This window comes from Monashia sp. HAY1-11D (assembly GCF_056868035.1).
The window spans coordinates 1,345,249-1,357,769 of sequence record NZ_CP200320.1 but is presented as its reverse complement, the minus strand read 5'-3'; the positions used below and the strand labels follow the sequence as shown (position 1 = coordinate 1,357,769).

Sequence of the window (12,521 nt, the reverse complement as noted above, 5' to 3'; positions counted from 1 at the left end):
CCTCACGCCCTCCGGCACTCGCGGCACGTGCCGAGGAGGGCGGCATGGCTCGTGTCGAGCTCGAAGCGGAGATCCGCCTCGAGGCGGCGGGCGACGTCGTCGAGGACGTCGGGCGGCACGTCGAGGACGCGTCCGCACGCGTGGCACTGGACGTGGGCGTGGGCGTGGCGTCCGGGTGCGTCGTCGACCGCGGCGCCGGCGTCCGGCACCTCGGGCCCCGCCGCGAGGTGGTAGACCGTCGCCGACCCGCCGAGGTGCACGTGCGAGAGCGCGCCGAGCTCGGTGAGCGACGTCAGCGTCCGGTACACGGTGGCCCGGTGCACGGCCGGCTCGAGGTCGGCCACGCGCGACCCGATCTGGTCGGCGGTGAGGTGCTCACCCCTGGCGTCCGCCGCGTCGACGATCGCCAGCACCGCCCGCCGGGCCGGCGTGACGCGTTCGCCCGCGCCGCGCAGACGGGCGACGGCGTCGGCCACACGCTGCGCCGGCTGCGCCGGCCGCACCTCGTGCGTCGGCGAGCTCGGATCGGTCCCGGTCACGCCCTCATCATCCCGCCTCCGCGGACGGGTGGCAGACTGCCCCCGTGCGTGCCCTCACGAAGCTGTCCGCCGGCCCCGGCCTCGAGCTCGTCGACCGCCCCGAGCCGGTCTGCGGGCCCGCCGACGTCAAGATCCGCGTGCTGCGTGCGGGCATCTGCGGCACCGACCTGCACCTGGCCGGCTGGGACGACTGGGCCGAGTCGACCGTCCGGCCGCCGCTCGTCATCGGCCACGAGTTCTACGGCGAGGTCGTCGAGATCGGCGCCGACGTCGAGCACATCGCCGTCGGTGACCGCGCGTCCGGCGAGGGCCACATCGTCTGCGGGGTGTGCCGCAACTGCCGGGCCGGCCGCCGCCACCTCTGCATCCGCACCCAGGGCATCGGCGTCAACCGCGACGGCGCGTTCGCCGACTACGTCGTGCTGCCGGCGAGCAACGTGTGGGTGCAGCCCGCCGACCTCGACCCCGACCTCGGGGCGGTGTTCGACCCCCTCGGCAACGCGACGCACACCGCGCTCCAGTGGCCGATGGTCGGCGAGGACGTCGTCATCACCGGCGCGGGCCCGATCGGCGTCATGGCGGCCGCCATCGCCCGGCACGCCGGGGCGCGGTACGTCGTCGTGTCCGACGCGAGCGACTACCGCCTCGCGCTCGCCGAGCGCGCCGGTGCCGACCTGACCATCAACGTCACCCGCGAGTCGCTCGCCGACGCGCAGCACCACCTCGGCATGAAGGAGGGCTTCGACATCGGCCTCGAGATGTCCGGGGCCGCGCCGGCCGTGAGCGACCTCATCGCCAACATGAACCACGGCGGACGCATCGCGCTGCTCGGTCTCCCGCACCAGGGCTACGAGCTCGACTGGGGCAAGGTCATCACCCACATGCTGACCCTCAAGGGCATCTACGGGCGCGAGATGTACGACACGTGGTACGCGATGTCGCAGATGATCGCGACGTCCGAGCGGTTCCGGGCAGCCGTTGCCCAGGTCATCACGCACCGGTTCCCGGCCGAGCGCTGGGAGGAGGCCTTCGACACGGCGCGCTCCGGCCAGTGCGGCAAGGTCGTCCTCGACTGGTCATGACCCAGCCGAGCCGGCCGCGTCCGCTCGTCCTGCTCCACGGCGTCGGGCAGTCGCCGATCGCCTGGCAGGACTTCGTGTCGGCCTTCGGCGCCGGCCGGCCCATGACGGCCCCGTGGATGCGCGGCCTGCGCCCCAGGGACCCCGTCGGTTTCGACCTCGACGCCGCCGCCTCGGGTGTCGCCGACGAGCTGGAGCTGCAGGGCGTCCGCCGGGCCGACTTCCTCGGGGTGTCGGTCGGCGCGAGCGTCGCGCTGCGCCTCGCCGTCGAGCGGCCCGAGCTCGTCGGGCGCCTCGTCGTCGCCGGGGCGCTCGTGCGGCCCTCGCGGCGTGCCCTGCTGCTGCAGAGGCTCGCGATGCGTCTGGTGCCGGAGTCCAGGCTCGTCGACGCCGGGGTGTCGCGGCCCCGCATGCTCGCCGTCCTCGACGCCCTCCGTGAGTTCGACGGCACCGACGCGCTGCGACGCGTCGAGGCCCCGACGCTCGTCGTGGCCGGGTCGCGCGACCGCGCCGGCACCGAGGCCGGCCGGCGTCTTGCTGCCGAGGTGCCCGGGGCGCGGCTGCACGTCGTCGCCGGGGCGGGCGCGTCGCTCAACACCCAGTCGGCCCGCGAGCTCGCCGAGCTCACCCACGAGTTCCTCGACACTCCCTGAGACCCGCGCCTGCCCCGCCGGGCACCGCACTCAGTGGGTCCGGGCGGCGGGATCGAGGGCGTCGAGGCCTTCCCGGACCGTCCGGAGGAACGCCGACTGCGCCGGATGGTCGGCGGCCATGTCTGCCAGGAAGTCGACCTGGTCGCGCACCTGGCGCAGCTGCTCCTCGCTGCCGATGAGGGCGGCGCGCCCGTAGCGGTCGAGGGCCTTGGCCGCCTTGGACCGGGCCGGCTCCGCGGACCACAGGGCCGAGAGCGCGACGAGGTCACCGACGACGGCCACCGTCCAGAACGTCGGCGAGCGGCGTGACTCCTCGTCCGCCACCTCGAGCGCATCGTGGAGCAGCCCCCGCGCGGTGCCGGCGTCGACGGGCGCCCGCTCGGGCACCGGGTGCCACACCAGGGCCAGCTCGGCAGCGAGCCAGTTGGCGAGCGCGCCGTGGCTGCGCCGGTCCCGCGCACCGGCGGCCTCGTACGCGCGCCGGTACCAGTCGGCGGCGTCGACGAGCGCGCCCTGAGCCCGGGTCCAGTCGTCCGGGGCGGCGGCGGCCGCACACCGTGCCGGACACGTGACGAGGGCGAGGCGCTTGTAGGCGCTCGCGACCCGCCACAGCCGGTCGATGCTCGGCGTGGCCGCGATGTCCGACGCGGCCAGGACGGTCGCCGTCGGCCCCGAACCGAGGACGACCGAGCCCGGGTCGTCGATGAGGCGGCGCAGCGTGGCGATCGAGGACTCGATCGTCGCGACGGCCTTCTCGGTGGCCTCGGGGCCGAGCAGGGTCGGCGAGCCGGACCCGCCCGGGGCAGCGGAGCCGTGGACGGCGTCGGTCGCGGCGGTGCGCACGGTCTGGTCGATCCACACCTCGAAGTCGCGCACCGTCAGGGCCGTCCCGCCGGCGGCGAGCGTGCGACGGAAGTAGTCGCGGGCGAGGTCGAAGTTGCCGAACTTGTTGTAGGTGCGGGCGATGAGCACCTGGAGCGAGGCGTCGGACAGGTCGCACGCGTCGAGGCGGTCGACGAGCGTGCGCAGCCGGCGCAGCCCGTAGTTCGTGTCGCGGCTGACGTCGACCGACTGGCCGAGGTTCTCGATCTCGACGCGGGCCTGCTCGGTGCTGGCCAGGCTGCGTGTCGCTCCGGTCGTCAGCTCGACGCCCTCGCGGACGAGGCGGTAGTCCGGGTCGCCGTAGCACTGGTAGGCGCCCCACGTGTTGACGTCGGGGTGCTGGCTCCACGTCTCCGCGCGGGCCCGGGTCACGGCGTCGCCGAACGTCTCGCCGGCGAGGATGGCGTCGTAGAACGTCGTCGCGAAGGTCGCTGCGGCCTCGTCGTCGACGGCCCAGCCGCACGCGACGACGACCCGCACACCGATGTCGATGAGCTCGGTCGCGATGCTCGCGGCGAGCCGGTGGTAGCGGCCCCCGAGCGTCGGCGCGACGGCGCCGCTCTCGGGCACCGCACCGAGGTGGCAGCAGTTGACGAAGACGACTCGGGCACCTGTCGCAGCTGCCCGATCTCGCCGGCCGTGAGGAACATGCCACCACCGAGGACCATGCCGGTGACCTTCGTCGGCTCGGACGCGCCGTCGCCCGTGCCGCGCACGGGCCACTCGAAGACGCCGTGCCCGGCCAGGTGGACGATGCGGTAGGCGCCGTCGAACAGGCCCTGCACGACCTGGGCACCCGACGCCGCAATGAGGGGGTCACACTCGAACCCCTTGCCCTGCAACGTGGTTGCGATGGCCCGTGCCTCCGACTGCGCAGCGGGCAGCGGCCCGAGGCCGCTCTCGGTGTCGCCGACGACCAGCGCCCGGCCGGTCGTGGCGGACAGCACGTGGCTGCGCATCGAGGTGCCTTCGAGCTGTCTCACGAGCCCGCGGCGGACCCCGAGGGGTGGGCGCCGCTCGCCGTCGCCGGACCGGTCGGCCCCGCGGTCGTCGAGCAGCTCCCACGGGAAGTGGGCCGAGCCGGGGTCGACGACGAGGACGACGTTGTCGGTGTCGGGTGCCTGCGCCTTGAGGTCGTTGGGGAAGAGCAGCTCGAAGAGCGTGTGCGCCGAGACCGCGTCGGGCGCCGGCGTGTCGACGAGCGACTCGACGAGCCGGTCGACGAGCACCCGCTGCGTGCCCACGGTCCGGGTCGGCGTGCCGGCTCGGCCGAGCGACGTCTCGAAGGACAGCGACCCGTCCGACTCGCCCCGGACGCGGACCTGCTGCCACCACCCGTCACGCTCGCTGAAGACGAGCCGACGCTGCCGCCCGGGCAGCTCGCGCAGCCGCGGGTCGAGCTCGAAGCAGTCGGCCAGCTCACCGGTCGACATCGAGGCCTCGACCGCGTCCAGCGCCTGGAGGGCCCGGTCCTGCCACAGCTCGATGAGCTCGACGTCGCAGATGTGCACGCCCATGCCCGTGTCGGCGAGCCGGTCGTTGGCCCGCTGGATGCCGGTGAGCAGCGCCTGGACGCTGTCACGCACCGCGAGGCCACCGGCGCCCGTCGCGATCAGCAGGCTCGACAGCCGCATCTGCAGCACGCCCGACGTCCGGCGAGCAGCCTTGCGTGGCCGGGCGATCGACAGGTGACCCAGGGCGGCGGTCAGGGCCGCGTGAGCGACGGCCCGGGCCAGCGCCGCCGCACTCAGCTGCCCGATCGGGCCGAGGCCGGCGACGACCGCACCGGGCGGTGTCGACCACTTGTCGGGGTCGGTGAAGACCTGGCAGGTCTCGAGCGCACCGGGATAGATGCCGAGCATGGCTGCGCGCGCGAGGCGCCCGTCGAGCAGCTGGTCGAGCGCGGCCTCGCCACCGACGAGCGTGCTGCCCGCGTAGTGGCCGACGAGGAGGTGGTTGCGGGCGAAGCGCAGGTCGCCGTGCGCGACGTGGACGAGCGGCCGCGGTCGCGGGTCGGGCGGGACGGAGGTGGGCGGTGCCGGGGTGGTGGAGGTGACGGGAGCGGTCGTCGGCAGCGTCGCGGGGACCCCCTGCGGCGTCGGGGCGGGCCCGTCGAGCGGGGGCACGGCGTCACCCCGCCGGGGAGAGGAAGGCGGCGTCGAGGCGGGCGCCGCGTCCCTCGAGCTGCGGCACCTGCGGGTACAGGCCGCGCAGCCCGGTCAGGGTGCGGCGGTGCACGTCGCGGTAGGACGACGTCGGGCTCTCGCGCAGCGCCCGGACGAGGTAGTACGTGAAGGCGCCGTTGTACGAGCTGCCGATCCGCGCGTCCGCCGACGTCTGCGTGTCGCGGCAGCCGCTGACGAGCGTCTCGACGATGTCCACCTCGTGCACGTCGCCGTCCCGTCGACGGCGGGAGCGCCGCGGCGTGCCGGTGTGGGCCCCGCCGCGCTCCTCGTCGCCGGGGTTGGGCAGGAACCGCTCGACGACCTCCGGCTGCGCCAGCCCGGGCGGCGGCAGGGGCTCGCGGGTGTTCGTGCCGGAGTGGCAGCAGTCCATGACGACGGTGAGGCTGGCGGCCGGGTCGAGTCGGTCGAACGTCGCGCGCAGCCAGTCGTCGGTGAGGGGGTCGTCCCAGTCGAGGTCGTGGGGGCACAGGATCTCGTCGCGGCCGTCGGACTCGTCGCCGCTCGTGTCGGGAACGTTGGAGCCGTGCCCCGAGTAGTGGAGGTAGAGGACGTCGCCGGGGACGGCGCCGTCGACGAGACCGGCGATCGCCTCCTGCATCGCGGCCTTCGTGGCCTTCGCGTCGGTGAGCAGCGTGAGGGACTCGTCCGGGACGTCGTAGAGGTCGCGCAGGACGCCGGCGACGAGCTCGACGTCGTTGACGCATCCGCGGAGGTCGGCCCCCGGGATCGCGTAGTGGTCGATGCCGATGAGCAGGGCGCGCCGGGCCATGTCGAGCTCCTTCCGCCGAGCGCACGGGGCAGGGTGGGGCCCCACCTCCCAGAGTCCTCCTGTCGAGGCCCTGATACATCCGGTTCGCCCGAGTCCGCACCGCGCCCTGTCCGACGCCCTGTCCGGCGCCCGACGGTCAGCAGAGGTTGATGCCGCCGGCGTCGAGCAGCTTTGCGGCCGTGGCGTCGTCGGCCACGACGGGCACGAGCCAGTCGTCGCCCGAGATCGACTTGACCCCGGTCCTGCACCGGAAGGTGCTGACGGTCCGGTCGAGGTCGACGGCCTTGTCGTAGAACGTCGCCCCGACGTGCCGGCCGTCTGCGCTGGTGCAGGCGACCTCGTGCTCGTCGACGGACCCCGTGGCGTCGGACCCGGGCGGGCACACCACCTGGGCCACCGTGATCCACGTCGGGTGCGCGCTCGCCACCTGCTTCGTCGCGCTCGGGCCGCCGTCGCCGCAGGCGGCGAGGGCGAGAACGGTCGCTGCGGTGGCGCAGCTGAGGGCGAGTCGTCGGTGCACGGGAGGTCCTGGCGTCCGGGTGGGAGGGCATCGTTCGCGCGGCCTCGTGGGCAGCGCAAACCCCGCCACTGTAGTGCCGCAACGGGCTTCGCGCCGAGCCGAGCCCGTACGGCCGCCGCCCAGTGAACAAGCCGGCGTGGCACAGTCGACACATGGGACGTCTCGTCTACACGGCCATCTGCTCGCTCGACGGCTACGTCGCCGACGCGTCCGGTGCGTTCGACTGGGCGGCGCCCGATGCCGAGGTGCACGGCTTCGTCAACGAGCTCGAGCGCGGCATCGGCACCTACCTGTGCGGTCGCCGGCTCTACGAGGTGATGCGGTACTGGGACACGGCACCGACCGCCGACCCCGAGGGGTCGGTCGAGGACGCCTACGCGCTGGTGTGGCAGGCCGCCGACAAGGTCGTCTACTCGACGACGCTGGGAGCCGTCACCGCGGCGCGGACGCGCCTCGAGCGGTCGTTCGACCCGCCGGCCGTCCGGGCCTGGGTGCGGCGGCAGCCGCGCGACGTCAGCGTCGGCGGGCCGACGCTCGCGGCCCGGGCGCTGCGAGCCGGCGTCGTCGACGAGCTGGCCGTGCTCCGCGTGCCGCACGTCGTCGGAGGAGGGACGCCGTTCCTGCCGACCGGGGTCCGGATCGAGCTGCGGCTCACCGACGCCCGCACCTTCGGCGGCGGGACGACGTACGCGCGGTACGACCTGCGTTGAGGCCGCGGGGGCCGTCGTCAGAGGCCGCGGGGGCCGTCGTCAGCGGGCCGACCAGCCGCGCCACACGGTGACGTGGACCGCGACGTACGGCCCGGCGGGCATCCGTTCGGCGTACTGGGGGTAGCGGGACACCAGCGCGTCGCGCCCCTCGCCCACGGCGGCGTCGTCGCCCTCGAGGACGCGCGCCGTGCCGTCGGCTCGCACCCACCACAGGCTCGTCCAGTCCTCCTCGTAGTGGTCGACGAGGAGGCTGACGCGCGGGTGCGCCGCGATGTTCGCCAGGCGCCGGAGCGCGCGCGTCGACTTCGGCTTGTCGTCGACGGCCGACCACACGACGTCACCGACGACGGCGAAGACGACGGGCACGAGGTGTGGCGCGCCGTCCGGTCCGGTCGTCGCGAGGCGCGCGACCCGCGCCGTGGCGAAGCGCTCCCTGGCCTCGTCCGCGTCCACCCGCCCACGCTAGCCCGGCCGTGCGGCAATACGCTGAGGGACGCCACCGCCCGCCGACGCGCGAAGGACGACCATGTACGGATCGGTCAAGGACGAGATCGCAGCAACCCTGCACGAGATCGAGGACGCCGGCCTCTACAAGAACGAGCGCGAGCTGACCTCACCCCAGTCGGCCCACGTGACGACCCTCAAGGCCGAGGCGCTCAACTTCTGCGCCAACAACTACCTCGGTCTGGCCGACGACCCGGCGATCGTCGGCGCCGCCCAGGCAGCCCTCGACCAGTGGGGGTTCGGCATGGCGTCGGTGCGGTTCATCTGCGGCACGCAGACGCTGCACACCGACCTCGAGCGCACCATCAGCGAGTTCCTCGGCACCGAGGCGACGATCCTCTACTCGTCGTGCTTCGACGCCAACGGCGGCGTCTTCGAGGTGCTCTTCGGCGCCGAGGACGCCATCATCAGCGACGAGCTCAACCACGCGTCGATCATCGACGGCGTCCGCCTGTCGAAGGCCATGCGCTACCGCTACCGGAACGCCGACATGACCGACCTGCGTGCACAGCTCGAGGCGGCGGCCGCGGCGGGCGCCCGGCGCACCGTCGTCGTCACGGACGGCGTCTTCTCGATGGACGGCTCGTACGCGCCCCTCGACGAGATCTGCGACCTCGCCGACGAGTTCGGTGCGCTCGTGTTCGTCGACGACTCGCACGCCGTCGGCTTCGTCGGGGACGGCGGTCGCGGCACGCCCGAGCTGTTCGGCGTGCAGGACCGCGTCGACATCCTCACCGGGACCCTCGGCAAGGCGCTCGGCGGTGCCTCCGGCGGCTACGTCTCGAGCCACCGCGAGATCGTCGACCTGCTGCGCCAGCGGTCGCGGCCCTACCTCTTCTCCAACTCGGTCGCCCCGGCCGTGGCTGCCGGCTCGATGGCCGCGCTCGAGCTCGTCGCCGGCTCGGCCGAGAAGCGCGAGGTGCTGCGCCGCAACACCGAGCTGTTCCACTCGCTCATGACCGACGCGGGCTTCGAGCTGCTGCCCGGCACGCATCCCATCCGCCCGGTCATGTTCCCGGGCGAGGACGGCGCCCGCCGGGCCGCCCAGGTCGCCGACCACATGCTCGGCGACGGCGTCTACGTCATCGCGTTCTCCTACCCCGTGGTGCCCCGGGGCAAGGCGCGCATCCGCGTCCAGCTCTCGGCGGCGCACTCCGAGGACGACGTCCGCGCGTGCGTCGACGCCTTCACCCGGGCCCGCGACGCCGTCGGCTGACGCCGACGGCGCCGCACGCCCAGAGGTGCGGGCTTCCGTCAGGGGTGGGTCCTGCGTGACGCACCCGTGCGGGAAGTCCGCACTCCTCGGGCGGACGCGTCGGCTCAGGGCTCGACGCGCGCGTGCAGCCAGGGGCGGTGCAGGTCGAAGCGACGGCCGGTGATCTCGTCGACGGTGATCTCGACGACGACCGTCTTCGGGGTGTCGACCCACGGGCGAAGCGGCAGCTGCTCGATGGCCCACGTCGTGTCGCCGGTCAGCTCGTGGGCACGACCGCGGCAGATGACGCTCGTCGCGCGCTCGCCCTCGAAGTCGTCCACCTCGAAGGCGACGTCGCGGTTCATGGCGACGCCGAGCAGCTTGCTGCCCTCGGCGGTGAGGAACAGCAGCCGGTGGTCGGCGACGGCGTAGTTGATCGGGACGAGGTGGACCTCGTCGGCGAGGTGGTAGGCCAGGCGCCCGAACTCGTGGGCGCGGAGGAACTCCCAGCTCTCCTCGGGATGCAGCTCGTGCACCGGGCTCTCGGTCGTGTTCATCGTCGTCACCTCTCTCGGGTTCCCGGGTCGGTCGGCACCCGCCTCGGACTACTACCAAGTGTAGGAGACAGGGTGCCCGACGCACCCGGTTCCCGGCGAGGCTCGCGTCACAGCCGCGGTGCGATTGACTGGGGCCATGGACTTCTGGAGTGCGTACGCCCAGGGCTTCGCGCGCGTCGCGGCCTGCACCCTCCCGATCACCGTCGCCGACCCGGCCCGCAACGCCGACGCGGTGCTCGAGCAGGTGCGCGACCTGCACGACGAGGGTGTCGCGCTCGCGATCTTCCCCGAGCTGTGCCTGTCCGGCTACGCGATCGACGACCTCTTCCTGCAGGACCCCCTCCTAGACGCCGTCGACGACGCCATCGCGCGCCTCGCCGAGGCGACGGCCGACCTTCGTCCGCTCGTCGTCGTCGGTGCCCCGCTCGACCGTGACGGACGCCTCTACAACTGCGCCGTCGTCCTGCACCGCGGTCGCGTCCTGGGTGTCGCCCCCAAGTCCTACCTGCCCACCTACCGCGAGTTCTACGAACGGCGGTGGTTCGGCGCCGGCGACGACCAGCGCGGCACCATCGAGGTCGCCGGCGACCGCGTCCCCTTCGGGCCCGACCTGCTCTTCCGCGCCACCGACGTGCCCGGGTTCGTCCTCCACGTCGAGGTGTGCGAGGACATGTGGGTACCCGTCCCGCCGAGCCACGAAGCGGCTCTCGCGGGCGCCACCGTCCTGGCCAACCTCTCCGGTTCGCCCATCACGGTGGCCCGGGCCGACGACCGGAAGCTCTTGTGCCGCAGTGCTTCTGCCCGGTGCCTCGCCGCGTACCTCTATGCGGCCGGTGGTGAGGGCGAGTCGTCGACCGACCTCTCCTGGGACGGCCAGACGCTCGTCTACGAGAACGGGGCGCTCCTCGTCGAGTCCGACCGCTTCCCCGACGGCCCGCGTCGGTCGGTCGCCGACATCGACCTCGACCTGCTGCGCCAGGAACGACAACGTCAGGGCACCTTCGACGACAACCGCCGGGCGCACGCGGACCGCGTCGGTGGCTTCCGCACCGTCGAGCTCGAGCTGGCCCCGCCCACCGACGACATCGGCCTGCTGCGCAAGGTCGACCGGTTCCCGTTCGTGCCGGACGACCCCGAGCGGCTCGCCCTCGACTGCTACGAGGCCTACAACATCCAGGTGTCGGGTCTCGAGCAGCGGCTGCGCGCCATGTCGACCGACAGCTGGCGGCCCAAGGTCGTCATCGGCGTCAGCGGCGGCCTCGACTCGACGCACGCGCTCATCGTCGCGGCCAAGGCGATGGACCGCCTCGACCGGCCGCGCAGCGACATCCTCGCCTTCACGATGCCGGGTTTCGCGACGAGCGACCACACCAAGCGCAACGCGATCGCGCTCATGGAGGCCCTCGACGTCACGTGGGAGGAGCTCGACATCCGCCCGGCGGCCACGCAGATGCTCGACACGATGGGCCACCCCTTCGGTCGCGGCGAGGAGGTCTACGACGTGACCTTCGAGAACGTCCAGGCCGGCCTGCGCACCGACTTCCTCTTCCGCATCGCCAACCAGCGCGGCGGCCTCGTCCTCGGCACCGGCGACCTGTCCGAGCTGGCCCTCGGCTGGTGCACGTACGGCGTCGGGGACCAGATGAGCCACTACGCCGTCAACACCGGCGTGCCCAAGACGCTCATCCAGCACCTCGTGCGGTGGGTCGTCTCCTCCGGCCAGTTCGAGGACCACGTCGGCGAGACGCTCCTGTCGATCCTCGACACCGAGATCAGCCCCGAGCTGGTCCCGGCCAAGGAGGGCGAGAAGCCGCAGAGCACCCAGGCCATGATCGGCCCCTACTCGCTGCAGGACTTCACCCTCTACCACGTGCTGCGCCGCGGCTACCGGCCCTCGAAGATCGCCTACCTCGCCTGGCACGCCTGGCACGACCCCGAGGCCGGCGAGTGGCCGCCCGGCTTCCCCGACGCCGACCGGCTCGCCTACGACCTGCCCACGATCCGCCGCTGGCTCGAGGTCTTCGTGCGGCGGTTCTTCGCCAACCAGTTCAAGCGGTCGGCCCTGCCCAACGGCCCCAAGGTCGCCGCGGGCGGGTCCCTGTCGCCGCGAGGTGACTGGCGCATGCCGTCGGACGCGTCGGCCGGGGCCTGGCTCGACGAGCTGGACGCCAACGTGCCGGACGTGCCGTGCGAGGACGCCTCGTGAACGGACGCCCCGCGCCCGAACAGCCCGCGCCCGGACGCCTCGAGCCCGGGCGCCTCGTGACGGTGCGCGAGTACGTCGACGCGGACTGGCCTACGGTCTGGGCCGTCGTCGAGCAGGTCGTGCGCGCCGGCGACACCTTTCCCTACCCGGTCGACCTCGACGAGGCGACGGCGCGCGCGACCTGGCTCGAGAACGGCCCGGGCGGACGCGTCACCGTGGCCGTCGACGACTCGGACGGCATCGTGCTCGGCACCGCGAAGATGGGCCGCAACCGGCCCGGGCCGGGGTCCCACGTGGCGACGGCGAGCTACATGGTCGACAGCGCCGTCCGCGGCCGCGGTGTCGGCCGGGCCCTCGTCGAGGACTCCCTCGCCTGGGCCCGCGACGCCGGGTTCGCCGCGATGCAGTTCAACGCCGTCGTCGAGACGAACACCGGTGCGGTCGCCCTCTACGAGAGCCTGGGGTTCACCGTCGTCGGCACGGTGCCCCGAGCGCACGAGCTGCCCACCGGTGAGCGCGTCGCCGCCCACATCATGCACACCGACCTCTGGTGACGTTTCGCGCGCTTCTGTTCGAAGCGCGCGAAACATCGGGTGAGCGGGACCGAGGCGCGCAATCCGGTGTCGGCGCGCGCGATAGGTCACGCGCCGACGTCAGAAGCGCGCGAAACGTCGTCGGGGGGGCGGCGCGGGGAGGCGGGAGCCCTCGCTGGGAGCGCGGG

At 73.4% G+C, this 12,521-nt stretch carries 13 protein-coding genes; 6 read left to right on the top strand and 7 right to left on the bottom strand.

Annotation, left to right across the window (positions count from 1 at the left end; genetic code table 11):
• Positions 1–2: 2 nt before the first annotated feature.
• The gene (locus AC1VM9_RS06325; RefSeq protein WP_483121841.1) at positions 3–539 is read right to left on the bottom strand and encodes a Fur family transcriptional regulator; all 537 of its coding nucleotides are present in this window, start codon (positions 537–539) and stop codon (positions 3–5) included.
• Positions 540–583: 44 nt separating this feature from the next.
• On the opposite strand from AC1VM9_RS06325, the gene tdh reads away from it, so the two are divergent.
• Positions 584–1,621 (top strand): L-threonine 3-dehydrogenase, encoded by a 1,038-nt coding sequence (gene tdh, locus AC1VM9_RS06320; RefSeq protein ID WP_481342620.1) that lies wholly within the window; start codon positions 584–586, stop codon positions 1,619–1,621.
• Positions 1,618–2,271 carry an alpha/beta fold hydrolase gene (locus AC1VM9_RS06315; protein ID WP_481346245.1) on the top strand — a complete coding sequence of 218 codons (654 nt, stop codon included), beginning with the start codon at positions 1,618–1,620 and terminating at the stop codon, positions 2,269–2,271. Before tdh ends, AC1VM9_RS06315 begins: the two co-directional genes overlap by 4 nt.
• A gap of 30 nt (positions 2,272–2,301) precedes the next feature.
• Here AC1VM9_RS06315 and AC1VM9_RS06310 read toward each other — a convergent pair whose 3' ends face one another.
• From AC1VM9_RS06310 to AC1VM9_RS06295, 4 genes are all read right to left on the bottom strand, one after another.
• Positions 2,302–3,633 carry a CHAT domain-containing protein gene (locus tag AC1VM9_RS06310; protein ID WP_483121838.1) on the bottom strand — a complete coding sequence of 444 codons (1,332 nt, stop codon included), beginning with the start codon at positions 3,631–3,633 and terminating at the stop codon, positions 2,302–2,304.
• Positions 3,522–5,279, bottom strand: coding sequence for a CHAT domain-containing protein (locus AC1VM9_RS06305; RefSeq protein ID WP_483121836.1), 1,758 nt, complete (start codon positions 5,277–5,279; stop codon positions 3,522–3,524). The genes AC1VM9_RS06310 and AC1VM9_RS06305 overlap by 112 nt, the downstream gene beginning before the upstream one ends.
• Positions 5,280–5,283: 4 nt before the next feature.
• A complete protein-coding gene (locus AC1VM9_RS06300; RefSeq protein WP_481343528.1) occupies positions 5,284–6,108 on the bottom strand; it encodes a caspase family protein in 825 nt (274 codons plus the stop codon).
• Positions 6,109–6,244: 136 nt separating this feature from the next.
• Positions 6,245–6,628, bottom strand: coding sequence for a hypothetical protein (locus tag AC1VM9_RS06295; protein ID WP_481343527.1), 384 nt, complete (start codon positions 6,626–6,628; stop codon positions 6,245–6,247).
• A gap of 152 nt (positions 6,629–6,780) precedes the next feature.
• Here AC1VM9_RS06295 and AC1VM9_RS06290 point away from each other — a divergent pair, with 152 nt between their 5' ends.
• Positions 6,781–7,338 (top strand): dihydrofolate reductase family protein, encoded by a 558-nt coding sequence (locus AC1VM9_RS06290; RefSeq protein WP_483121833.1) that lies wholly within the window; start codon positions 6,781–6,783, stop codon positions 7,336–7,338.
• Positions 7,339–7,377: 39 nt separating this feature from the next.
• On the opposite strand, the gene AC1VM9_RS06285 is transcribed toward AC1VM9_RS06290, so the two are convergent.
• Positions 7,378–7,791 (bottom strand): TIGR03668 family PPOX class F420-dependent oxidoreductase, encoded by a 414-nt coding sequence (locus AC1VM9_RS06285; RefSeq protein ID WP_481346242.1) that lies wholly within the window; start codon positions 7,789–7,791, stop codon positions 7,378–7,380.
• 73 nt (positions 7,792–7,864) lie between these two features.
• Here AC1VM9_RS06285 and AC1VM9_RS06280 point away from each other — a divergent pair, with 73 nt between their 5' ends.
• Entirely contained in the window at positions 7,865–9,058 is a 1,194-nt protein-coding gene (locus tag AC1VM9_RS06280) for a glycine C-acetyltransferase (protein WP_483121830.1), read from the top strand.
• 104 nt (positions 9,059–9,162) lie between these two features.
• Here AC1VM9_RS06280 and AC1VM9_RS06275 read toward each other — a convergent pair whose 3' ends face one another.
• On the bottom strand, positions 9,163–9,594 hold the full coding sequence (locus AC1VM9_RS06275; RefSeq protein WP_483121828.1) for a pyridoxamine 5'-phosphate oxidase family protein: 432 nt from the start codon (positions 9,592–9,594) through the stop codon (positions 9,163–9,165).
• A gap of 136 nt (positions 9,595–9,730) precedes the next feature.
• Between AC1VM9_RS06275 and AC1VM9_RS06270 the strand changes: the two genes are divergently transcribed.
• On the top strand, positions 9,731–11,800 hold the full coding sequence (locus AC1VM9_RS06270) for an NAD(+) synthase (RefSeq protein WP_483121826.1): 2,070 nt from the start codon (positions 9,731–9,733) through the stop codon (positions 11,798–11,800).
• Positions 11,797–12,354: a GNAT family N-acetyltransferase gene (locus AC1VM9_RS06265; RefSeq protein ID WP_483121824.1), complete on the top strand. Its 558-nt coding sequence runs from the start codon at positions 11,797–11,799 to the stop codon at positions 12,352–12,354. The genes AC1VM9_RS06270 and AC1VM9_RS06265 overlap by 4 nt, the downstream gene beginning before the upstream one ends.
• Positions 12,355–12,521: the final 167 nt, after the last annotated feature.

Excerpts from the sequence above, each read along its gene's own strand:
- AC1VM9_RS06300 (WP_481343528.1), bottom strand. The coding sequence starts at position 6,108 with ATGGCCCGGCGCGCCCTGCTCATCGGCATCGACCACTACGCGATCCCG.
- AC1VM9_RS06280 (WP_483121830.1), top strand. The coding sequence starts at position 7,865 with ATGTACGGATCGGTCAAGGACGAGATCGCAGCAACCCTGCACGAGATC.
- AC1VM9_RS06315 (WP_481346245.1), top strand. The coding sequence starts at position 1,618 with ATGACCCAGCCGAGCCGGCCGCGTCCGCTCGTCCTGCTCCACGGCGTC.
- AC1VM9_RS06275 (WP_483121828.1), bottom strand. The coding sequence starts at position 9,594 with ATGAACACGACCGAGAGCCCGGTGCACGAGCTGCATCCCGAGGAGAGC.
- AC1VM9_RS06270 (WP_483121826.1), top strand. The coding sequence starts at position 9,731 with ATGGACTTCTGGAGTGCGTACGCCCAGGGCTTCGCGCGCGTCGCGGCC.
- AC1VM9_RS06290 (WP_483121833.1), top strand. The coding sequence starts at position 6,781 with ATGGGACGTCTCGTCTACACGGCCATCTGCTCGCTCGACGGCTACGTC.